Origin of the sequence: Streptomyces sp. NPDC050416, assembly GCF_044458845.1 — a bacterium.
GTDB lineage: Bacteria > Actinomycetota > Actinomycetes > Streptomycetales > Streptomycetaceae > Streptomyces.
On the sequence record NZ_JBITII010000003.1, the window covers coordinates 79,513 to 102,325 of the forward strand.

The 22,813-nt window shown below is 70.3% G+C and carries 18 protein-coding genes; 17 read left to right on the forward strand and 1 reads right to left on the reverse strand.

All coding sequences use genetic code 11. The features are described 5' to 3' along the window. The first annotated feature begins 82 nt into the window (after positions 1-82). From ACIBL4_RS09935 to ACIBL4_RS09985, 11 genes are all read left to right on the forward strand, one after another. On the forward strand, positions 83-2,281 hold the full coding sequence (locus tag ACIBL4_RS09935; protein ID WP_399408247.1) for a polysaccharide deacetylase family protein: 2,199 nt from the start codon (positions 83-85) through the stop codon (positions 2,279-2,281). Further along, positions 2,278-3,579 (forward strand): acyltransferase, encoded by a 1,302-nt coding sequence (locus ACIBL4_RS09940; protein WP_399408249.1) that lies wholly within the window; start codon positions 2,278-2,280, stop codon positions 3,577-3,579. Before ACIBL4_RS09935 ends, ACIBL4_RS09940 begins: the two co-directional genes overlap by 4 nt. Positions 3,580-3,706: 127 nt before the next feature. Next, a complete protein-coding gene (locus ACIBL4_RS09945; RefSeq protein ID WP_399408251.1) occupies positions 3,707-4,777 on the forward strand; it encodes a hypothetical protein in 1,071 nt (356 codons plus the stop codon). A 186-nt stretch (positions 4,778-4,963) separates the two neighbouring features. After that, complete coding sequence (locus tag ACIBL4_RS09950) at positions 4,964-6,349, forward strand: nitrate/nitrite transporter (protein ID WP_399408253.1); 1,386 nt, start codon at positions 4,964-4,966, stop codon at positions 6,347-6,349. Between the two features lie 194 nt (positions 6,350-6,543). Beyond that, the gene (locus ACIBL4_RS09955; protein ID WP_399408255.1) at positions 6,544-7,695 is read left to right on the forward strand and encodes a uroporphyrinogen-III synthase; all 1,152 of its coding nucleotides are present in this window, start codon (positions 6,544-6,546) and stop codon (positions 7,693-7,695) included. A 177-nt stretch (positions 7,696-7,872) separates the two neighbouring features. Beyond that, positions 7,873-8,466 (forward strand): CGNR zinc finger domain-containing protein, encoded by a 594-nt coding sequence (locus tag ACIBL4_RS09960; RefSeq protein ID WP_399408257.1) that lies wholly within the window; start codon positions 7,873-7,875, stop codon positions 8,464-8,466. A gap of 373 nt (positions 8,467-8,839) precedes the next feature. Then, entirely contained in the window at positions 8,840-9,361 is a 522-nt protein-coding gene (locus ACIBL4_RS09965; RefSeq protein WP_010039908.1) for a sigma-70 family RNA polymerase sigma factor, read from the forward strand. Then, positions 9,361-10,188 (forward strand): zf-HC2 domain-containing protein, encoded by an 828-nt coding sequence (locus ACIBL4_RS09970; RefSeq protein WP_356926956.1) that lies wholly within the window; start codon positions 9,361-9,363, stop codon positions 10,186-10,188. The genes ACIBL4_RS09965 and ACIBL4_RS09970 overlap by 1 nt, the downstream gene beginning before the upstream one ends. A gap of 60 nt (positions 10,189-10,248) precedes the next feature. Beyond that, positions 10,249-12,534 carry a HelD family protein gene (locus tag ACIBL4_RS09975; RefSeq protein ID WP_399408260.1) on the forward strand — a complete coding sequence of 762 codons (2,286 nt, stop codon included), beginning with the start codon at positions 10,249-10,251 and terminating at the stop codon, positions 12,532-12,534. 356 nt (positions 12,535-12,890) lie between these two features. Then, the gene (locus ACIBL4_RS09980; RefSeq protein ID WP_399408262.1) at positions 12,891-14,321 is read left to right on the forward strand and encodes an NAD-dependent malic enzyme; all 1,431 of its coding nucleotides are present in this window, start codon (positions 12,891-12,893) and stop codon (positions 14,319-14,321) included. Positions 14,322-14,630: 309 nt separating this feature from the next. Next, the gene (locus ACIBL4_RS09985) at positions 14,631-14,912 is read left to right on the forward strand and encodes an HU family DNA-binding protein (protein ID WP_003990598.1); all 282 of its coding nucleotides are present in this window, start codon (positions 14,631-14,633) and stop codon (positions 14,910-14,912) included. A 229-nt stretch (positions 14,913-15,141) separates the two neighbouring features. On the opposite strand, the gene murA is transcribed toward ACIBL4_RS09985, so the two are convergent. Next, on the reverse strand, positions 15,142-16,482 hold the full coding sequence (gene murA / locus ACIBL4_RS09990; RefSeq protein ID WP_399408264.1) for a UDP-N-acetylglucosamine 1-carboxyvinyltransferase: 1,341 nt from the start codon (positions 16,480-16,482) through the stop codon (positions 15,142-15,144). A gap of 308 nt (positions 16,483-16,790) precedes the next feature. Here murA and ACIBL4_RS09995 point away from each other — a divergent pair, with 308 nt between their 5' ends. From ACIBL4_RS09995 to ACIBL4_RS10020, 6 genes are all read left to right on the forward strand, one after another. Further along, positions 16,791-17,363, forward strand: a complete 573-nt coding sequence (locus tag ACIBL4_RS09995; RefSeq protein ID WP_356926960.1) for a YqgE/AlgH family protein — start codon at positions 16,791-16,793, stop codon at positions 17,361-17,363. A 29-nt stretch (positions 17,364-17,392) separates the two neighbouring features. Then, positions 17,393-17,674: a DUF3039 domain-containing protein gene (locus tag ACIBL4_RS10000; protein ID WP_399408267.1), complete on the forward strand. Its 282-nt coding sequence runs from the start codon at positions 17,393-17,395 to the stop codon at positions 17,672-17,674. Between the two features lie 211 nt (positions 17,675-17,885). Then, positions 17,886-19,184, forward strand: a complete 1,299-nt coding sequence (locus ACIBL4_RS10005; RefSeq protein WP_399408269.1) for an extracellular solute-binding protein — start codon at positions 17,886-17,888, stop codon at positions 19,182-19,184. 128 nt (positions 19,185-19,312) lie between these two features. Beyond that, positions 19,313-20,257 carry a carbohydrate ABC transporter permease gene (locus tag ACIBL4_RS10010; protein WP_399408271.1) on the forward strand — a complete coding sequence of 315 codons (945 nt, stop codon included), beginning with the start codon at positions 19,313-19,315 and terminating at the stop codon, positions 20,255-20,257. After that, entirely contained in the window at positions 20,254-21,099 is an 846-nt protein-coding gene (locus ACIBL4_RS10015; protein WP_399408273.1) for a carbohydrate ABC transporter permease, read from the forward strand. Before ACIBL4_RS10010 ends, ACIBL4_RS10015 begins: the two co-directional genes overlap by 4 nt. Position 21,100: 1 nt before the next feature. Then, positions 21,101-22,747, forward strand: a complete 1,647-nt coding sequence (locus ACIBL4_RS10020; RefSeq protein WP_399408275.1) for a beta-N-acetylhexosaminidase — start codon at positions 21,101-21,103, stop codon at positions 22,745-22,747. Positions 22,748-22,813: the final 66 nt, after the last annotated feature.

Below are 22,813 nucleotides of genomic sequence, written 5' to 3' on the forward strand. Positions count from 1 at the left end.
CACGGAGCGCGCCGGCCCCGTCCCCGCACCACCCCGTCCCCGCAGCACTTCGTCCCCGCACCACCCCGGAGTACCACCACCCATGGCATCCCATACCAGCCGTTCCGGGCCCGCGCCCCGAGCCCGAGGCGGCTCCAGGCGCCGTCTGCCCCTGCGCCTGCTGCTGCCCCTGCTCGTCCTCGTCGCGCTGATGGCCATGCTCATGCTGCGCGGCTACGTGCACAGCGAGATCCTCGCCGACCACCGGGTCCGGCCGCCCGCCGCCACCGACCAGGTGCCGGAGAAGATCATGAACGGCGGCCCGGTCATCGACACCCGCAGCGGCCGCACGGAGACCCTGCGCGTGCCCGACCGGCACCTGGTCCTCACCTTCGACGACGGCCCGGACCCGGTCTGGACGCCGAAGGTCCTGGACGTACTGAAGAAGCACGACGCGCACGCCGTCTTCTTCGTCACCGGCACCATGGCCTCGCGCTACCCGGACCTGGTCCGGCGCATGGTCGAGGAAGGCCACGAGGTCGGTCTGCACACCTTCAACCACCCCGACCTGTCCTACCAGTCCAAGAAGCGCATCGACTGGGAGCTGTCCCAGAACCAGCTCGCCCTCTCGGGCGCGGCGGGCATCCGCACCTCCCTCTTCCGGCCGCCGTACTCCTCCTTCGCCGACGCCATGGACAACAGGTCCTGGCCGGTGACCGAGTACATCGGCCGCCGCGGCTACATCACCGTCGTCAACAACACCGACAGCGAGGACTGGCGCAAGCCCGGTGTCGCCGAGATCGTCCGCCGTGCCACGCCCAAGGGCGGCAAGGGCGCGATCGTCCTCATGCACGACTCCGGCGGCGACCGCCACCAGACCGTCGCGGCACTGGATCGCATGCTGCCCGACCTGCGCGAGCAGGGCTACGCGTTCGACAACCTCACCGAGGCCCTCGACGCCCCGAGCGCGCACTCCCCGGTCACCGGACTCGACCAGTGGAAGGGCACGGCATGGATCTTCCTGGTCCAGGCCTCGGAGCACCTCACCGACGGACTGGTCGTCTGCCTCGCGATCGTCGGCACCCTCGTCATCGGCCGCTTCGTGCTGATGCTGCTGCTCTCCGGGGTGCACGCACGCCGGGTGCGCCGCCGCGGCTTCAGCTGGGGAGCGCCGGTCACCGAACCGGTGTCGGTCCTGGTCCCGGCGTACAACGAGGCCAAGTGCATCGAGAACACGGTCCGTTCCCTCGCCGCCAGTGACCACCCCATCGAGGTCCTCGTCATCGACGACGGCTCCTCCGACGGCACGGCCCGGATCGTCGAGGCCATGGGCCTGCCCAACGTCCGGGTGGTCCGCCAGCTCAACGCGGGCAAGCCGGCCGCGCTCAACCGCGGCGTGGCCAACGCCCGTTACGACCTGATCGTGATGATGGACGGCGACACGGTCTTCGAACCGTCCACCGTGCGCGAACTGGTGCAGCCCTTCGGAGACCCGCGCGTGGGCGCGGTCGCGGGCAACGCCAAGGTCGGCAACAAGGACACCCTCATCGGCGCTTGGCAGCACATCGAGTACGTGATGGGCTTCAACCTCGACCGCCGCATGTACGACGTCCTGCGCTGCATGCCGACGATCCCCGGCGCGGTCGGGGCGTTCCGCCGCAGCGCGCTGGAACGGGTCGGCGGCATGAGCGACGACACGCTCGCCGAGGACACCGACATCACGATGGCCCTGCACCGCGACGGCTGGCGGGTGGTCTACGCGGAGAACGCCCGTGCCTGGACCGAGGCGCCGGAGACGGTCCAGCAGCTGTGGTCCCAGCGCTACCGCTGGTCGTACGGCACCATGCAGGCCATCTGGAAGCACCGCCGGGCCCTGGTCGACAAGGGCCCCTCGGGCCGCTTCGGCCGTGTCGGCCTGCCGCTGGTGTCCCTCTTCATGGTCGTGGCGCCCTTGCTGGCCCCGCTGATCGACGTGTTCCTCATCTATGGCCTCGTGTTCGGCCCGACCCAGAAGACGATCATGGCGTGGCTCGGCGTCCTGGCGATCCAGGCGGTCTGCGCGGCCTACGCCTTCCGACTAGATCGTGAGCGCATGACCCACCTCATCTCCCTGCCCTTGCAGCAGATCCTCTACCGACAGCTCATGTATGTCGTCCTTCTCCAGTCCTGGATCACCGCCCTCACCGGCGGCCGGCTGCGCTGGCAGAAGCTGCGGCGCACCGGTGTCGTCGACGCGCCCGGCGGCGGCCCCGTGCCGCGCCAGCGGTCCCACAGCAGCGGCGAGCGGAGGCCGGTGGCATGACCCACGGAAACCCGATCCCCACGTCGTCGGCGGCGTCCGGCATGCCGGGGCCGCCGACGTACGGCATCCCGCAGCAGCGCACGACGGACCCCGCGGCCACGGGCGGAACCGGCCCGGACACGGCGCCGCGCCAGGGCGGCGGCCGTGACCGCTACCTGGACCTGCTGCGCTCGATCGCCCTGGTGCGTGTCGTCGTCTACCACCTGTTCGGCTGGGCGTGGCTGACGGTGCTGTTCCCGTCGATGGGCGTGATGTTCGCGCTGGCGGGCTCCCTGATGGCGCGCTCGCTGAAGCGCCCGGCGCTCGGGGTGATCCGGGGCCGGATCCGCCGGCTCCTGCCCCCGCTCTGGGCGTTCGGCGTGGTGGCGCTGGCGATGATGTTCGCGGGCGGCTGGAACCCGCTGAAGGACCCGGACCACGGCGGCACCTGGGGCCTGATCGACCTGGTCAACTACGTCTTCCCCGTCGGCGCCCCGCCCTTCCCCTGGCACCTCGGCGCCAAGTCCGGGCTGCTGGAGGACACCTGGGCGGTGCAGGCGGCCGGTCCGCTGTGGTACCTGCGGGCCTACCTGTGGTTCGTCATCGCCTCCCCGCTGCTGCTGTGGGCGTTCCGCCGGGCACCGTGGCCGACGCTGCTGGCACCCCTGGGCCTCACGGCGGTCGTCGGCACGGGCCTGGTGAAGATCCCCGGCGAGACGGGCAACGCGGTGACGGACTTCGCGGTCTACGGCGGCTGCTGGATCCTGGGCTTCGCCCACCACGAGGGCCTGCTCAAGCAGATCCCCCGCTACCTGGCGATCTCCTGCGCGGCCCTGCTGATGGCCTTCGGCCTGTGGTGGGCCTCCGGCCACCTGGGCCCCGACGGCTGGGACCTCAACGACATCCCCCTGGCCCAGGCGGCGTGGTCCTTCGGATTCGTGGTCATCCTGCTCCAGTACTCCCCGTCCTGGCGCGAACTCCCGGGCCGCCTCGCCAGGTGGGACGGGCTCGTGACCCTCTCCAACAACCGCGCCGTCACGATCTACCTCTGGCACAACCTCCTCATCATGGCGACGGTCCCGATCCTCGACCTCCTCTACGAACTGCCGTTCCTGCAGAGCGACAGCGCGGTGTCCGCCCTGGACTCCACGTACACGATCTGGATGTTCGTCCTGGTCTGGCCCCTGATCGGCGCGGCGACCCTCGCGTTCGGCTGGGTCGAGGACGTCGCGGCGAAGCGGAAACCCCGGTTGTGGCCGAACAGTGCGCCTCGGGTGAGGGCTCGAGGAACCCGGAGGCGGGCGGCAACCGGCAGCTGAGCTGGATCGCTCATCGCCAGCACGAGGAGCGCCGGGACCCCGTTCCCCCGGGCTTTCCCGGTGTGGAAAACTGCCCGGGTTGCGCATGTGAACAACTGTGCCCAGTGGGCGTCCGGGGGAGTGGTGGATGAGTAAGCGGCAGACACAGAAGATGCTGCGGCTGATGGCGAGCGGAGAACCGGTCGAGCTCACCAGCCCGATGGCATCCGTGAAGAAGCTCGCCCGGCTGGCCTTCGTCGCCCAGCAGTTCGGCTACGAGTACGCGGACGTCCGGCAGAGCAGCGGCCGCAACGGCGCACTCACCATGCTGATCCTGCCCGACCCCAGCCCGCAGGCCCGGGCCCGGGCCGCACAGAACTGGGCTCAGTACCCCAACGCGTCCGACGGCGTCTCCCTCCCGCCGCTCGTGCCGGACGCCTTCGAGCTCCTCAAGGCCCGCATCAACTTCGACCTCACCGGCAAGAACGCCGAGAAGCGCATGGGCTACGGGGCGCTCGGCGTCACGATCGGCTGCGTGGTCCTCGCCTTCCGGTCCGGCGGTGAGTCCTTCGACTTCATCGCGGCGGGTGCGGTGTGGCTCGTGATCATGGCGATCCTCGGCATCGGGCTGCTGGCCACGCGCAAGCGCAACAGGAAGTTCGCCGCGCGCCTGCAGGCGGCCGGCTTCATGCCGGTGACCGAGGAGAACGGGCGGGTGCGGTACCTGCCGCCCGGGGCGCAGCTGCCGGGGCAGGGCAATCCGTTCGCGGGAGGGCCGTACGGCGGCGGGCAGGCGGCGGCCGGGACACCGGGGTACGCGGGTGCGCCGGGTCAGCCCGGCCAGCCGGGAGTGCCGGGTCAGCCGGGAGTGCCGGGTCAGCCCGGCGGGATGCCCGCCCCGGCCGCGGGCGCCCCCGCGGGGTACGGGCAGCAGGCGCCGGGGCCGTACGCCCAACCCGCCCCCGGTCCGTACCCCGGCCAGCCGGCTCCCGGCCCCCAGTACCCCGCCCAGCCCGCGCCAGGCCCGTACAGGGGTCAGCCTGCCGCCGGTCCGTACGGGGGCCAGCCGGCCGCCGGTCCGTACGGAGGCCAGCCCGCCCCCGGCCAGCCCGCGCCGGGCCCGTACACGGCCCAGCCCGCCCCCACGCCGTACCCTCCACAGCAGCCCCCCGGCCCGTACGCCCAGCCGTACCCTCAGCAACAGCAGCCCCCCAGGTAGCAGAAGCCGCACGGACAGCCCCCGCAAAGCTGACCCGACGCCACGGAACCTCTCATCCCGCCCCAAGCCGGGGTGAGAGCAAAGTTCCCTCGCGGTCACCCGCTGGCACAGTCACGAAACGCGTCCTCCCTACCTTCGGGATCAGCACTCATGGAACGACCGAGTCCCGGAGCAAGTGGAGGCGTCATGACAAGCCCTGGCACGGCACCCGCACCCCCGAGCAGGGGCGGACGCTGGATCCAGCACTGGGATCCGGAAAACGAGACCTTCTGGAAGGAGACGGGCGAGAAGGTCGCCCGCCGGAACCTCTTCTTCTCCGTGCTCTCCGAGCACATCGGCTTCTCGATCTGGACCCTGTGGTCCGTTCTGGTCCTCTTCATGGGCCCGGAGTACGGGCTGACCCCGGCCGACAAGTTCATGCTGACCTCGATGGTCACGCTGGTCGGCGCCGTCGTCCGCGTCCCCTACACCTTCGCCGTCGCGATCTTCGGCGGACGGAACTGGACGATCATCTCCGCCGGCCTCCTCCTCGTCCCGACCGTCGCCGCGTTCACCGTGATGGAGCCGGGCACCTCCTTCTCCACCTTCCTGCTCGTCGGCCTGCTCGCCGGCGTCGGCGGCGGTAACTTCGCCTCCTCCATGACCAACATCAACGCCTTCTTCCCCCTGCGGAAGAAGGGCTGGGCCCTCGGCCTGAACGCGGGCGGCGGCAACATCGGCGTACCGGTGATCCAGCTGGCCGCGCTCGCGATCATCGGCGCCGGCGGCGGACCGCGGGTGCTGCTCGGGATCTACATCCCGCTGATCCTCGTCGCCGCGGTCATGGCCGCGCTCTTCATGGACAACCTGGAGAACGTCAAGAACGACACCGGTGCCGCCAAGGACGCCGCGCGGGACGCCCACACGTGGATCATGGCCTTCCTCTACATCGGCACGTTCGGATCGTTCATCGGATACAGCTTCGCCTTCGGCCAGGTCCTCCAGAACCAGTTCGGGCGCACCCCGCTGGAGGCGGCGTACGTCACCTTCATCGGCCCGCTCCTCGGCTCGCTGATCCGCCCCCTGGGCGGCTGGCTGGCCGACAAGTACGGCGGCGCGAAGATCAGCCTGTGGAACTACGTCGGCATGGGCGTCGCGACGGCGATCCTGATCGGTGCCTCGATGGAGAAGTCGCTGGCGCTGTTCACCGTGGCGTTCGTGGTGCTCTTCGTGCTCAGCGGGCTCGGCAACGGCTCGACGTTCAAGATGATCCCGGGCATCTTCCAGAACAAGGCCCTCGCCAAGGGGCTGCAGGGTGAAGCGGCCGCTGCCTACGGGCGTCGCCTCTCCGGCGCCTCCATGGGACTCATCGGCGCGGTGGGCGCGCTCGGCGGCGTCGGCATCAACCTCGCCTTCCGCCAGTCCTTCCTCTCCTACGGCTCCGGCACCGGGGCATTCGTCGCCTTCCTCGCCTTCTACGCGGTCTGCTTCGCGGTCACCTGGGCCGTATACCTTCGCCGCACGACCCCCCTGGTAGCCGCCACGACGGCGACTTCGGAGGCGGAGCCGCAGCTCAGCTACGCCAAGGTCTGACGCTGTGCTGACCCGGGGGACAACCCCCGGACCCCCGGCCGAAGCCCGCAGCCGTCGATCCGGCGGAAAGCGGCATCGGTAACACCGTCGACATCATGCCGATCCGGGCCTGTCACGAGCCGTTGACAGGCTCGATCGGCATGTAGGTACGCCGTACCCATGAAGTACGACGACTCGAGTGCGGGACGAGAGCCATGTACGAGGAAGAACAGCGACCGAACCACGGACCCCTGGCGGGTTTCACCGTGGGTGTGACGGCCGCGCGCCGGGCCGACGAGCTGGGGACGCTGCTCCAGCGGCGCGGCGCCGCCGTCATGCACGCCCCTGCCCTGCGGATCGTGCAGCTCGCCGACGACAGTGAACTGCTGGGCGCGACGAAGGAGCTCATCCGGCAGGTGCCGGACATCGTGGTCGCCACGACCGCGATCGGCTTCCGTGGCTGGGTCGAGGCCGCCGACGGCTGGGGGCTCGGCGACGATCTGCTGTCACGGCTCGGCGGCGTACGGATCCTGGCGCGCGGGCCCAAGGTGAAGGGCGCGGTCCGGGCCGCCGGGCTGACGGAGGAGTGGTCGCCGTCGTCGGAGTCCATGGCCGAGGTGCTCGACCGGCTGCTGGAGGAGGGCGTCGACGGGCAGCGCATCGCGATCCAGCTGCACGGTGAGCCGCTGCCCGGGTTCGTGGAGGCGCTGCGCGAGGGCGGGGCCGAGGTCGTGGGCGTGCCCGTCTACCGGTGGATGCCGCCGGAGGACATCGCCCCGGTGGACCGCCTGCTGGACGCGGCGGTCTCCCGGGGCGTGGACGCGCTGACCTTCACCAGCGCCCCGGCTGCGGCCTCCCTGCTCTCCCGGGCGGAGGAGCGCGGGATGCTTCCCGAGGTGCTGGAGGCCCTGAGCCACGACGTGCTCCCGGCCTGCGTGGGCCCGGTCACCGCCCTGCCGCTGCAGTCGCGCGGCATCGACACGGTCCAGCCCGAACGCTTCCGGCTCGGCCCCCTGGTCCAGCTCCTGTGCAAGGAACTGCCCGGCCGGGCACGCGCGCTGCCGATCGCCGGGCACCGGGTGGAGATCCGCGGCCACGCCGTCCTGGTCGACGGCGACCTCAAGCCCGTACCGCCCGCCGGCATGTCCCTGCTCCGCGCCCTCTCCCGCCGCCCCGGCTGGGTGGTCGCGCGCGCGGAACTCCTGCGCGCCCTGCCCGGCTCCGGTCGCGACGAGCACGCGGTCGAGACGGCGATGGCCCGTCTCCGCACCGCACTCGGCACCCCGAAACTGATCCAGACAGTGGTCAAACGGGGGTACCGCCTCGCCCTGGACCCGGCGGCGGACACGAAGTACGCGGACGCGTGAGCGCGTCCGCGGGTTGAGCGGGATACCGCCACGCCGACACGCGAGCGGCCGGTGCGAGGGGTTCCCGGCGCCGGAGTGGGCAGGCACTGTAAGAGGGAACGGTTTCCCAGCCCTCTCACTGGCACCTCACCGAGCCCTCGCGACCCGGGGTGCACCCCTATAGGCGGTGACAGGCACATGGCACTGGGTACGGCCACGGCCCCGTACGAGCTGCGCTTCGATGCCGGGCGGATCTGCCTCGACCTGCTCTCCACCACACATCCGGAGGAACGGCTCGGCTCCGTGGCCGTGCTGCGCGCCTGGATCACCGGCTCCGGGCTGGTCCCGGCGGACACCGCCCTGGCCCACGCCGACGCGGCCTGGCCGGCCGCCTTCCGCGAACTGCGCGGCCAGGTCGACCGGTTGGTGCGGGGCTGGCCGGGGGCCGGAGCCCGGGCGTACGACTTCGCGCTGGCGCGCGTCAACGACCTCGCCCGCACCGCGCCCCCCGCCCCGCGCGCGGTGCGCGGTGGAGACGGCGAGCTCGTACGGCAGTTGGACGGCCCGCCGGGCTGCGCCGCCCTGCTCGCGGCCGTCGCCCGGGACGCCGTGGACCTGCTGACCGACCCCGTCGCCCGCGCTGCCCTGCGCCAGTGCGAGGGCGACAACTGCCCGATCGTGTACCTCGACACCTCCCGGGGACGCAGGAGGCGCTGGTGCTCCAGCGAGGTCTGCGGAAACCGCGAACGGGTCGCCCGGCACCGCCGCCGCGCGGCACTCACCCGGGCTTAAGTCCCTTTTGCCCTTAGCGGCAAGGCCGTTGGGTGGTCACTGCATCCAATTTCCCTGTCCTAAATGCGACTTCTGCGGACGCGCTGTCGAAGTGATTTCGATTACATGCCGTTTACCTACGGACCCGTAGGGAAAGCCTGGCTTGATCGCGCCCATGTGGCGGAAATGTAAAGAACGCGGGGTGGGAATGTGCTCCCATGTCCCGCTAGTCACGTCACTTCGAAGAAATCTGTCACGCCTCTTTGAACACCCAACGCCTCGCGTCCGTACGGCATGTGGAGCGACCGACTGGGGGAACCCCCGGACACCGGAGGTGGGCGTGCGCAAGGATTCCGTCGTGGCCAATGAACGTGCACCGAGGGCCCGACATCGCATGTCCCAGCCCTCGGAACCCGACGAGGAGCTGATGCGTGCGCTCTATCGCGAACACGCCGGACCCCTTCTGGCATATGTCCTGCGCCTGGTCGCCGGAGACCGGCAGCGCGCCGAGGACGTCGTGCAGGAGACGCTCATCCGTGCCTGGAAGAACGCCGGTCAGCTCAATCGGGCGACCGGATCGGTACGCCCCTGGCTGGTGACGGTCGCCCGGCGCATCGTCATCGACGGCCACCGCAGCCGGCAGGCCCGGCCGCAGGAGGTCGACCCGTCGCCGCTGGAGGTCATCCCCGCGGAGGACGAGATCGACAAGGCGCTGTGGCTGATGACTCTCTCGGACGCACTCGACGACCTGACCCCCGCTCACCGGGAGGTGCTCGTCGAGACGTACTTCAAGGGGCGTACGGTCAATGAGGCGGCCGAAACCCTGGGCATACCCAGCGGAACCGTCCGCTCCAGGGTGTTCTACGCCCTGCGTTCGATGAAGCTGGCACTGGAGGAGCGGGGGGTGACGGCGTGATGAGTGTTTACGGGGGTAACCAGGGGTTCGGTACGGGAGGCATGGGTATGTCTGGACCCATGCAGGAATCTCCGGTGCCGAACGAGCACGAGACCGTCGGCGCCTACGCTCTCGGCATCCTCGACGACGCCGAGGCGACCGCCTTCGAAGCCCACCTCGCGACCTGCGAATGGTGCGCCCAGCAGCTCGACGAGCTGGCCGGCATGGAGCCCATGCTCGCCGCCCTCGCCGACCTGCCCGGCTCCGGCACACCCGCGATCGGTGAGTCGCTGTCCGCGAAGCCCCGCCCGCGCCTGGTGGAGAAGCTGGTCGACGAGGTCGCCGACCGCCGCGCCCAGAAGCGCCGCCGCAGCTTCTACATGGTGGCCGCGGCCGGCGCACTGATCATCGGTGGCCCCTTCGTCGCGGTCGCGACGAACAGCGGCGGTGACGGCGGCGGTGCCGAGAACCGCCCGCTCGCCGCGAGCCCCGCCAAGGAGGCCTTCGACGGCATCTCCGACAAGATCTCGGCCACCGACCCGAACACCAAGGTCTCCGCGACCGTCGCAGTCCAGAAGAAGGACTGGGGCACCGGAATGGTCCTGGAACTGAAGAACGTCAAGGGCCCGCTGAAGTGCGCCCTCGTCGCGGTCGGCAAGAACGGCGAGCGGGAGACCCTGTCCTCCTGGTCCGTCCCGGAATGGGGCTACGGCCTGCCGGACGCCAAGTCCGAGAAGGCCAAGGAGCCGCTGTACGTCCAGGGCGGCGCCGCCTTCGAGCCGAACGAGATCGATCACTTCGAGGTAGTGACCTTCGACGGCAAGCGGCTGGTCGAGGTCGACGCGTAGCCTTACCGGGTCCCCTTCGCGTACGGTGGACGGCTGCCCAGCACGTCAGAAGGGGGCCCGGTGGCCGCTCAGGCTCAGCAGGAAACCGCGCTCGACTCCCTGAGAGACAGAGAGATCGGCGTCGAACAGCAACACCTGGACCGGGTGTACCGGCGCCTCGAGGAGAAGATCCACGAGGCCGAGTTCCTCATGAACGACGCGGCCCAGCGCGGCCAGGTCGGCACGCCCGGCGCGCTCGCCGAGCGGGACGCCCAGGTCTTCCGGGCCGGCATACACCTCAGCCGGCTGAACAACGAGTTCGAGGACTTCCTCTTTGGCCGTATCGACCTGCTGCGCGGCAAGGACGGCAAGAAGGGCCCCGACGGCGCTTACACCGCCGTGGAGCCCGCCGAGGGCGCGATCCGCGAGGACAACACCGCCGACATCGCCGAGACGCTGCACATCGGCCGCATCGGTGTCCTCGACCAGGACTACGCCCCGCTGGTGATCGACTGGCGGGCCCCGGCCGCCGCCCCCTTCTACCGGTCGACGCCCGTGGACCCCGGCCGCGTCGTCCGCCGCCGGGTCATCCGCTCCAAGGGCCGCAAGGTGCTCGGCGTCGAGGACGACCTGATGCGTCCCGAGCTGACGGCCTTCCTCGACGGCTACGAGCTGCCCGTCATCGGCGACGGCGCCCTGATGGCCGCGCTCGGCCAGGCCCGCAGCCACACCATGCGCGACATCGTCGCCTCCATCCAGGCCGAGCAGGACCTGGTCATCCGCGCCCCCGCCGCCTCCGTGACCTACGTCGAGGGCGGCCCCGGCACCGGCAAGACCGCCGTCGCCCTGCACCGCGCGGCCTACCTCCTCTACCAGGACCGGCGCCGGTACGCGGGCGGCATCCTGATCGTCTCGCCGACCCCGCTGCTCGTCGCCTACACCGAGGGCGTGCTGCCCTCCCTCGGCGAGGAGGGCCAGGTCGCCATCCGCGCCATCGGCTCCCTCGTCGACGGCGCCGAGGCCACGCTCTACGACTCCCCGTCCGTGGCCCGCGCCAAGGGCTCGTCCCGCATGCTCAAGATCCTGCGCAAGGCCGCGCGCGGAGCCCTGGAGCTGAACGATTCACCGGCCCGGCTGCGCGTGGTCGCCTTCGGCCGCCGCCTGGAACTGGAGGCCGGGCAGCTGGCGGACATCCGCCGCGCCGCCCTCGGCGGCACCGCACCCGTCAACCTGCTGCGCCCCCGCGCCCGCAAGCTCCTCCTGGACGCCCTGTGGGAACAGTCCGGCGCGGCCGGCCGGCACACCGACCCCGAGCTCGCCGCCGAGCTGCGCTCCTCCTTCGACGAGGACATCACCTCCGAGGACGCCTTCATCGCGTTCCTCGACGCCTGGTGGCCTGAGCTGACCCCGGCGGCCGTCCTGGGCGCCATGGCCGACGAGCGGCGCCTCGGCCGCTGGGCCCGGCGGATCCTCAACCCCGGCGAGATCCGCAAGGTCGCCCGCTCCCTCAAGCGCGAGGGGCGTTCCGTGCACGACATCGCGATGCTCGACGAGCTCCAGGCGATCCTCGGCGCCCCCGCCCGCCCCCGGAAGCGGCGCGAACTCGACCCGCTCGACCAGCTCACCGGCCTGGAGGAGCTGATGCCGGTGCGCGAGGAGTCGCAGCGCGAGCGCGCCGAGCGCCTCGCGCAGGAGCGCACCGAGTACGCGCATGTCATCGTCGACGAGGCCCAGGACCTGACCCCGATGCAGTGGCGCATGGTCGGCCGCCGCGGCCGGCACGCCACCTGGACGGTCGTCGGTGACCCGGCCCAGTCCTCCTGGTCCGACCCGGACGAGGCCGCCGAGGCCCGTGACGAGGCCCTCGGCACCCGCCCGCGCCGCCGGTTCGAGCTCACCGTGAACTACCGCAACCCGGCCGAGATCGCCGAGCTCGCCTCGAAGGTGCTGGCCCTCGCCATGCCCGGCTCCGCGTCCCCGAAGGCGGTCCGCTCCACCGGTGTCGAGCCCCGCTTCACCGTCGTGGACCACACATTGGCCGAAACCGTCCGTGCCGAGGCGGCCCGGTTGCTGGAGCGCGTCGACGGCACGGTCGGCGTGGTCGTCGCCATGCAGCGCCGCGAGGAGGCCCGCCGCTGGCTCGCCGGGCTCGGTGACCGGGTCGTGGCCCTCGGCAGCCTGGAGGCGAAGGGCCTGGAGTACGACGCGACGGTCGTGGTCTCTCCGGCGGAGATCGCCGACGAGTCCCCGGCCGGCCTGCGTGTGCTCTACGTCGCACTCACCCGGGCCACCCAGCAGCTCACGGTCGTCTCGGCGGACCGGGACGAGCCCGACGCGGCGGGAGTACCGGACCTGCTCAGGGACTGATTCCGGTCCGTCCGGCGGGATCGCGCCCCGATACCCACTTGCCGGCGAAATGAACTGCCGGTACGGGAATGGCCTTACGGGATCTGTTTGTTAGCCTGGACGTGGCACCGGCCCGATCCAAGCCCCCGGGCCCAACCATCGTCGCTACGAGCGACCACTTGCCGCGAGGCGAGCATGGCGGGTCGGTGCCACCTACTTCATAAGAGACCCACGTCCTACGTGACGTGGGTCTCTTTTTGCTGGCGGGTTCCGCGAACAAAACGTTCGCAATCGAGGGTGGCTACCTGCTACTCAGCGGTAGGTGCGACGATCGGACGGCACAACTCAGCGTCAGGTGAAAGCAGAGGAAGTCGGCCATGGCAACGGCGCCCAGCGTCTCCTACTCGATGACGGTCCGGCTGGAGGTGCCCGCGAGCGGAACCGCCGTCTCGCAGCTCACCACCGCCGTGGAGTCCTCCGGAGGCTCGGTGACCGGCCTCGACGTCACCGCATCCGGTCACGAGAAGCTCCGTATCGACGTCACCATCGCGGCCTCGTCGACCGCGCACGCGGACGAGATCGTCGAGGAACTCCGCGGCATCGAGGGCGTCACGCTGGGCAAGGTCTCGGACCGGACCTTCCTCATGCACCTCGGCGGCAAGATCGAGATGGCGTCGAAGCACCCCATCCGCAACCGTGACGACCTGTCCATGGTCTACACGCCGGGCGTGGCCCGCGTCTGCATGGCGATCGCCGAGAACCCCGAGGACGCCCGCCGCCTCACCATCAAGCGCAACTCCGTTGCGGTCGTGACGGACGGCTCGGCGGTGCTGGGCCTGGGCAACATCGGCCCGAAGGCCGCGCTGCCCGTCATGGAGGGCAAGGCGGCCCTGTTCAAGCGGTTCGCCGGTATCGACGCCTGGCCGATCTGCCTCGACACCCAGGACACCGACGCGATCGTCGAGATCGTCAAGGCGATCGCCCCGGGCTTCGCGGGCATCAACCTGGAGGACATCTCCGCCCCCCGCTGCTTCGAGATCGAGGCCCGGCTGCGCGAGGCCCTCGACATCCCCGTCTTCCACGACGACCAGCACGGCACCGCGATCGTCGTCCTCGCCGCCCTCACGAACGCCCTGCGTGTCACGGGCAAGGCGATCGAGAACATCCGCGTCGTCATGTCCGGCGCCGGCGCGGCCGGTACGGCCATCCTGAAGCTGCTGATCGCCGCGGGCGTCAAGAACGCGGTCGTCGCCGACATCCACGGCGTCGTGCACGCCGGCCGCGAGGACCTGGTGGACGCCGCCCCGGACTCGGCGCTGCGCTGGATCGCCGACAACACCAACCCCGAGGGCCTGACCGGCACGCTCAAGGAGGCCGTGCGCGGCGCGGACGTCTTCATCGGCGTCTCGGCCCCGAACGTCCTCGACGGCGACGACGTGGCCGCCATGGCCGAGGGTGCCATCGTGTTCGCGCTCGCGAACCCGGACCCCGAGGTCGACCCGGCAATCGCCCGTCAGACCGCGGCCGTTGTGGCCACCGGCCGTTCCGACTTCCCGAACCAGATCAACAACGTGCTGGTCTTCCCGGGCGTCTTCCGCGGCCTGCTGGACGCCCAGTCGCGTACGGTCAACACCGAGATGATGCTCGCGGCGGCGAAGGCCCTCGCGGACGTGGTGACCGAGGACGAGCTGAACCCGAACTACATCGTCCCGAGCGTCTTCAACGACAAGGTCGCGGGCGCGGTCGCGGGGGCGGTGCGGGAGGCCGCGAAGGCGGCCGGCGCGGCGGCGACGACCTCGCAGCCGTAGGGCGCGGCCCTGCGGCCGCTGTGAGGATTGCCACGACTGGCCTGGCAACGGCGCGTCGGGGAACCCGACCCCTTGGGCCGCCCTCTATCGTGTCGGCCAGGCTCAGGCCCTCTTTTCGTGTGACTCCCAAGGGTGTTCTCACGACTCCTGCGGGTGCCGGATTGGCTTTCCCGCCGCAGGTAGAGGCAGGATGCGTCCCTGGGCGCGAGGGTCTGACGACGGACCCGGGTCCGGGGACTCACGGAGGACCCTGGCAGCATCGGCTTCGATCTGACGCCTCAACGGCAAGATGAACACGGGAGTAACAACATGAACCGCAGTGAGCTGGTGGCCGCGCTGGCCGACCGCGCCGAGGTGACCCGCAAGGACGCCGACGCCGTTCTGGCCGCGTTCGCCGACGTGGTCGGCGACATCGTCTCCAAGGGGGACGAGAAGGTCACCATCCCCGGCTTCCTGACCTTCGAGCGCACCCACCGTGCCGCTCGCACCGCCCGCAACCCGCAGACCGGCGAGCCCATCCAGATTCCGGCCGGCTACAGCGTGAAGGTGTCCGCGGGCTCCAAGCTCAAGGAAGCCGCCAAGGGCAAGTAACCCTGCCGTTCGTACGCCGACGGTGTACGAACCACAGTGAGTGACATCAAAGGGGCGGCCACCCGAACCGGGTGGCCGCCCCTTTGGCGTCACTGCCTGCGTAGCTACCCGAGCGCCTTGCCCGGCAGCTCGACCTTCGCGCCCAGCTCCACGAGCTTCTCCATGCTGTGCTTGCCCGGGGGATGACCCCCGGACCCCCAGCCGGACGGGCGTTGCTCCAGGGCCGGGATCAGCCGAGCGCCTTGCCCGGCAGCTCGACCTTCGCGCCCAGCTCCACCAGCTTCTCCATGAAGTTCTCGTAGCCGCGGTTGATGAGGCCGATTCCGTGGACGCGGGACGTGCCCTGGGCCGCCAGCGCCGCGATGAGGTACGAGAAGCCGCCGCGGAGGTCGGGGATGACCAGATCGGCGCCCTGGAGCTTGGTGGGGCCGGAGACGACGGCCGAGTGCAGGAAGTTGCGCTGGCCGAAGCGGCAGTTCGAGCCGCCCAGGCACTCGCGGTAGAGCTGGATGTGCGCGCCCATCTGGTTCAGGGCGGACGTGAAGCCGAGACGGGACTCGTAGACCGTCTCGTGGATGATGGACAGGCCCGTGGCCTGGGTCAGGGCGACCACCAGCGGCTGCTGCCAGTCGGTCTGGAAGCCCGGGTGGACGTCCGTCTCCAGCGCGATGGACTTCAGCTGGCCGCCGGGGTGCCAGAAGCGGATGCCCTCGTCGTCGATCTCGAAGGCCCCGCCCACCTTCCGGTAGGTGTTCAGGAACGTCATCATCGAGCGCTGCTGGGCGCCGCGGACGTAGATGTTGCCCTCGGTCGCCAGCGCCGCGGACGCCCAGGAGGCGGCCTCCAGGCGGTCGGAGAGGGCGTGGTGGGTGTAGCCGCCGAGTTTGTCGACACCGGTGACGCGGATGGTCCGGTCGGTGTCCATCGCGATGATGGCGCCCATCTTCTGAAGGACGCAGATCAGGTCCTCGATCTCCGGCTCGACAGCCGCGTTCGAGAGCTCGGTGACGCCTTCGGCGAGCACCGCCGTCAGCAGGACCTGCTCGGTCGCGCCGACGGACGGGTACGGCAGCCGGATCTTCGTGCCCCGCAGCCGCTGCGGCGCCTCCAGGTACTGCCCGTCCGCCCGCTTCTCGATCCGCGCGCCGAACTGCCGCAGCACGTCGAAGTGGAAGTCGATGGGCCGGCCGCCGATGTCGCAGCCGCCGAGGCCCGGTATGAACGCGTGGCCGAGGCGGTGCAGCAGCGGACCGCAGAAGAGGATCGGGATACGGCTCGAACCGGCGTGGGCATCGATGTCAGCGACGTTCGCGCTCTCCACGCGCGTCGGATCCATCACCAGTTCGCCGGGTTCGTCCCCCGGGCGCACCGTCACACCGTGCAGCTGCAACAGGCCCCGTACGACCCGTACGTCACGGATGTCCGGAACATTGCGGAGGCGGCTCGGGGCGCTGCCCAGCAGCGCTGCCACCATTGCCTTCGGTACGAGGTTCTTCGCACCGCGGACACGGATCTCGCCCTCCAGCGGGGTTCCGCCGTGGACAAGCAGGACATCGTCGTTGACGGTCATGAATCTCGCGTTCCGTGGAGTCGGGCAGGGGCCAGGAGGGAAAGGGTAATCGCCTTCCACCCCCCTTCCGTAAGCCTGAGTCGGACCCAGTCACGTCATAGCTCTGTCACAACACGAACGGTTCCGTGCCGGGCACGTGGGGTCACGGTCGCGTCCGTGCGCGTGGGACGCATCGGTGCGCCCGCCCGTCTCCCACCGCCACCCTCGATCGAGGCCTTACCAGGCCGCATCCCGGAATCATGGCTGCGTTCACTCGCGTCCCCGCATTGGCTCCCCACGGGGAGGGAAGATGCGGGATCATGTCTGGCATGACCGAGGTGTCCTCGCTCACAGGGCGGTTGCTCGTGGCCACGCCCGCCCTGGCGGACCCGAACTTCGACCACGCGGTGGTGCTGCTCCTCGACCACGACGAGGAGGGCTCTCTCGGCGTCGTCCTCAACCGCCCCACCCCGGTGGACGTGGACGACATCCTGGAGGGCTGGGGCGATCTCGCCGGCGAGCCCGGCGTCGTGTTCCAGGGCGGCCCGGTGTCGCTGGACTCTGCCCTCGGGGTCGCCGTCGTCCCGGGCGGCGCGTCCGGGGAGACCGCGCCGCTGGGCTGGCGCCGGGTGCACGGCGCGATCGGTCTGGTCGATCTGGAGGCCCCGCCGGAGCTGCTGGCCTCCGCCCTCGGCTCCCTGCGGATCTTCGCCGGATACGCCGGCTGGGGCCCCGGTCAGCTGGAGGACGAGCTGGTGGACGGCGCGTGGTACGTCGTCGAGTCGGAGCCCGGTGACGTCTCCTCGCCGTCCCCGGAGAGACTCTGGCGCGAGGTGCTGCGCCGCCAGCGCAACGAGCTGGCGATGGTGGCGACGTACCCGGACGACCCTTCGCTCAACTGATGTCTGTGACCTTCAGTACCCTTGGGCCTATGAGCACTCTCGAGCCCGAGCGCGGGACTGGTACGGGGACCCTCGTAGAGCCGACGCCGCAGACCTCTCACGGTGACGGTGACCACGAGCGCTTCGCCCACTACGTCCAGAAGGACAAGATCATGGCGAGCGCCCTCGACGGCACCCCCGTCGTGGCGCTGTGCGGCAAGGTCTGGGTGCCGGGCCGCGACCCGAAGAAGTACCCGGTGTGCCCCATGTGCAAGGAGATCTACGAGTCCATGGGCTCCGGGGACGACGACAAGGGCCAGGGCGACCAGTAGGTCCGGCCCGCGTGGCGTAAAGCCTCCAGGGTGCGTTTTGCGCGCCCTGGGGGCTTTTGTGCTGTTCGGGCGTTGCGCAGGATGCGTCTGCCGGTCACAGAGTGGTTGAGACCTCTTGTGGGCGTGTTCATGCAGTCCCTAGCCTCCGAGGTGTTGTGCACAGCGAAACCTTCATTGCGCATGTTGCAACACTCCTTCGGAGGAGCACTCCATGAAGCTGTCCGTCCGATGTGCCGCGCTCACCGCGCTCGCCGCCCTCCTGGCCACCGCCTGCGCGCCCCAGACCGCCACGAACTCCTCCTCCGACAAGGACGAGAAGACCGGCACGCTCCGCGTGTGGCTCTTCCAGGAGGTCGGCAACACGCCCAAGGAGAAGGCCGTCGACTCCGTCGTCGCCGCCTTCGAGAAGGCCCACAAGGGCACCGAGGTCGACGTCGAGTACATCCCCGTCGACACCCGCGCCCAGCGCGTCAAGGCCGCCTTCAACGACCCCGCCTCCGCTCCCGACGTGATGGAGTACGGCAACACCGACACCGCCGGCTATGTGAAGGACGGCGGACTCCTCGACGTCACGAAGGAGTTCGGTGACTGGAGCGAGGCGAAGGACACCGACCCGACGGCCAAGCAGTCGGTGACGGTCGACGGCAAGGTCTACGGCGCCCCCTTCTACGTCGGCGTCCGCGCGCTGTACTACCGCACGGACGTGTTCGAGGAGCTCGGCCTGTCCGTCCCGAAGACGATGGACGAACTGGCCTCCACCGCCCGCGAGATACGCGCCGCGAAGCCCGAGCTGTACGGGCTGGTGGTCGGCGGCGCCTACACCTACGGCGCGATGCCCTTCGTCTGGGCCAACGGCGGTGCACTCGCGAGCGGCAAGAGCGGTTCGTACGCCTCCGGCATCGACAGCCCTCAGGCGCGCAAGGGCATCAAGGCGTACACGTCCCTCTTCGGGGACGACAACTGCCCGGCGGCCAAGTGCGCGGGCATGGGCGGCAACGACACGATCTCCGCGTTCGCCGCGGGCAAGGCCGGCATGGCGATCGGCGGCGACTTCAGCCACACCGCCGTCGAGGCCGGGAAGGTCAAGGGCAAGTACGCGGTCGTCCCGCTGCCGGGTGTGAAGCCCGGCTCGATCGCACCGGCCTTCGCGGGCGGCAACAACATCGGCGTCCTGAAAAGCACGTCCCACCGCACGCTCGCGGTCCAGCTGATGCAGCAGCTCGCCTCCAAGAAGACCCAGACCGAACTCTTCGACGCGATGGGCTTCCTGCCGACCTTCACGGACGTGCGCCGGCAGGTCGCGCAGAAGGAACCGTTCGTGAAGCCCTTCGTGCGGACCCTCTCGGCGGGCACCAAGTTCGTCCCCGCCTCACCCGCCTGGGCCGAGATCGACTCCTCGCTCGTCCTGCCCACGATGTTCCAGGAGATCATCAGCGGCAAGAAGAGCGTGGCCGCGGCGTCCGAGGCCGCCGCGAAGAAGATGAACACCGCGTTCGGCTCCACCGGGTGAGCCGGGTGAACGACAGCGGGGAATCGCCTGGGGGTGAGGCGGCCGGAGCTGACGCTCCCGTCGCCGTCGCCGCACCTCGCTCGGCCACGGTCGGTCTCGGTGAGGGTCGCGCAGCGCATCGCGGTGGGGTGGCGGGGCGGGCTTCGGCCGGGGGTCCGCGCAGGGCGCGTCAGGGCGGGGGCGGTAAGTCGCCGCTCGTGTCCGGCGGCTGGACGCCCTGGCTCTATCTCGCGCCCGCGCTCGTCGTGCTCGGCGGGCTGCTCGTCTACCCCATCTATCAGCTCGGGCTGATCTCGTTCTTCGAGTACACGCAGGCCCAGGTCAGCGGCGGGGAACCGACGGTGTTCCGCGGGTTCGCGAACTACAGCGAGCTGTTCGGGGATCCGCAGTTCTGGCAGGTGCTGCTCGCCACCGTGCTGTTCGCGGCCGCCTGTGTCGTCTGCACGCTCGCGGTGGGATGCGCCCTCGCCGTGCTGCTCACCCGCGTCCGGGCCGTACCGCGGCTCGCGCTGATGCTGGCCGCCCTCGGTGCGTGGGCGACCCCGGCCGTGACCGGCTCCACGGTGTGGCTGTTCCTCTTCGACCCGGACTTCGGACCGGTCAACCGCGTGCTGGGCCTCGGCGACCACTCCTGGACGTACGGGCGTCTCAGCGCCTTCTTCCTCGTCCTGCTCGAAGTGGTGTGGTGCTCCTTCCCGTTCGTCATGGTGACCGTCTACGCGGGGATCCGCGCCGTGCCCGCCGAGGTCCTGGAGGCCGCTTCCCTCGACGGCGCCTCGCAGTGGCGCGTCTGGCGCTCCGTGCTGGCCCCGATGCTCCGGCCCATCCTGGTCGTCGTCACCATCCAGTCGGTCATCTGGGACTTCAAGGTCTTCACCCAGATCTACGTCATGACGGGCGGCGGCGGAATCGCCGGCCAGAACCTGGTCCTCAACGTCTACGCCTATCAGCAGGCGTTCGCGTCCTCGCAGTACAGCCTGGGCTCGGCGATCGGCGTCGTGATGCTGCTGATCCAGCTCGCCGTCACGCTGGTGTACCTGCGGTTGCTGCGCCGTCAGGGGGAGGAACTGTGAATCCGCCGCGCGTCCGTGTGCGCCGCCCGGGGCGGACGGCCGCCGAGGCCTCGGCCCTGCTGGTCGCGGTCGTCGTCGCCTTCCCCCTCTACTGGATGGTGCTCAGCGCCTTCAAACCGGCCGGGGAGATCGAGTCGAGCGAGCCCAGGCCGTGGACGCTCGCGCCTTCTCTCGACTCCTTCCGGCGGGTCTTCGGGCAGCAGGAATTCGGCCGTTACTTCCTCAACAGCCTTGTCGTCGCGGGCTGTGTCGTGATCGCCTCCGCGCTGATCGCGTTTCTCGCCGCGACCGCCGTGACACGATTCCGGTTCCGCCTCCGGACCACCTTGCTGATCATATTTCTGGTGGCCCAGATGGTGCCCGTGGAGGCCCTGACGATCCCCCTCTTCTTCGTCATGCGGGACTTCGGTCAGCTGAACACGCTGGGCTCGCTGATCCTGCCCCACATCGCCTTCTCGCTGCCGTTCGCGATCTGGATGCTGCGGGGGTTCGTGAAAGCCGTTCCGGAGGCGCTGGAGGAGGCCGCGTACATCGACGGGGCGAGCCGGGCCAGATTCCTGTGGCAGGTCCTTTTCCCGCTGGTCCTGCCGGGGCTCGTGGCCACCAGCGTGTTTTCCTTCATCTCCGCCTGGAACGACTTCCTCTTCGCCAAGTCGTTCATCATCAGTGACACTTCGCAGTCGACGCTGCCGATGGCGCTGCTGGTCTTCTACAAGCCCGACGACCCGGACTGGGGCGGGGTGATGGCGGCATCGACGGTGATGACGATTCCGGTGCTGGTCTTCTTCGTACTCGTACAGCGCCGCCTGGTCTCCGGACTGGGCGGAGCAGTGAAGGACTGACGTGACTCCTCCGAAGACGGACGTGATCCCGGCGCCCCTGCGTGTCGAGGCCGGGGACGGACAGGGCTTCCTCCTCGACACGCGCACCGGCATCGAGGCGGGCCCCGGCACCGAGCCGGTCGCGCGGTGGCTGCGCGCGACCGTCGGCGCGGCGACCGGTCTGCCGCTGGACCCGCACACCGGCGACGACGCCCACCGTGTCCGGCTGGGGATCCTGCCCGCCCTCGACCCCGCCCTCGACAGTCCCGAGGCGTACCGCCTCACGGTCGGCACCGGCCGCGTCCTCATCGAAGGAGCGAGCCCGGCGGGCCTGTTCTGGGGCGCCCAGACCTTCCGTCAACTGCTCGGCCCTGAGGCCTTCCGCCGGGCTCCGGTGACCCGTAGGCAGGAGTGGGAGGTGCCCGCCGTCACCATCCACGACGCCCCCCGATTCCGATGGCGCGGCCTGATGCTCGACGTCGCCCGGCACTTCATGCCCAAGGAAGGTGTCCTGCGTTATCTCGACCTCATGGCGGCGCACAAACTCAACGTCTTCCACTTCCATCTGACGGACGACCAGGGCTGGCGCGTCCAGATCGAGCGGCATCCACGGCTGACCGAGATCGGCTCCTGGCGGGCGCGGACGAAAACCGGCCACCGGGCCTCACCCCTGTGGGAGGAGAAGCCGCACGGCGGCTACTACACCCAGGACGACATCCGGGAGATCGTCGCCTACGCCGCCGAGCGGCATATCACCGTCGTCCCCGAAATCGACGTACCCGGCCACTCGCAGGCCGCCATCGCCGCGTACCCGGAACTCGGCAACACCGACGTCATCGACACCACCGCCCTCTCCGTCTGGGACACCTGGGGAATCAACCCGAACGTACTCGCCCCCACTGACAACACCCTGCGCTTCTACGAGGGCGTCTTCGAGGAGGTTCTGGAGCTGTTCCCGTCGGAGTTCGTCCACGTCGGCGGCGACGAATGCCCCAAGGACCAGTGGCGCCGGTCCGCCACCGCCCAGGCGCGCATCAGGGAACTCGGGCTCGCGGACGAGGACGAGCTCCAGTCCTGGTTCATCGGGCACTTCGACGCGTGGCTCACCGCGCGCGGGCGCCGGCTGATCGGCTGGGACGAGATCCTCCAGGGCGGGCTGGCGAAGGGCGCGGCCGTGTCCTCGTGGCGCGGTTACGCCGGTGGCATCGCCGCCGCCCAGGCCGGCCACGACGTCGTCATGTGCCCCGAGCAGCAGGTGTATCTGGACCACCGTCAGGATCCGGGCCCCGACGAGCCGGTACCGATCGGGTGGGTGCGCACCCTGGAGGACGTCTACCGGTTCGAGCCCGTGCCGCCGGAGTTGACGCCCGAGGAGGCCCGGCACGTGCTCGGCACCCAGGCCAACCTGTGGACCGAGGTGATGGAGGACCACGCGCGCGTGGACTACCAGGCGTTCCCCCGGCTCGCGGCCTTCGCCGAGGTCGCGTGGAGCGCCCTGCCCGCCCCGGCGGAACGGGACTTCGCCGGCTTCGAGCGCCGTATGGCCGCCCACTACCGGCGGCTCGACGCCCTCGGCGTCGCCTACCGGCCACCCGCCGGCCCGCTGCCCTGGCAGCGGCGCCCGGGGGTGCTGGGCCGCCCGATCGACGGTCCGCCGCCCCGCCGGTAGGACCGGCCGCCGCTACCGAACAGCTCGAACAGGCCACGGAAAAAGCGCACAAGGGTCACCGAAAGT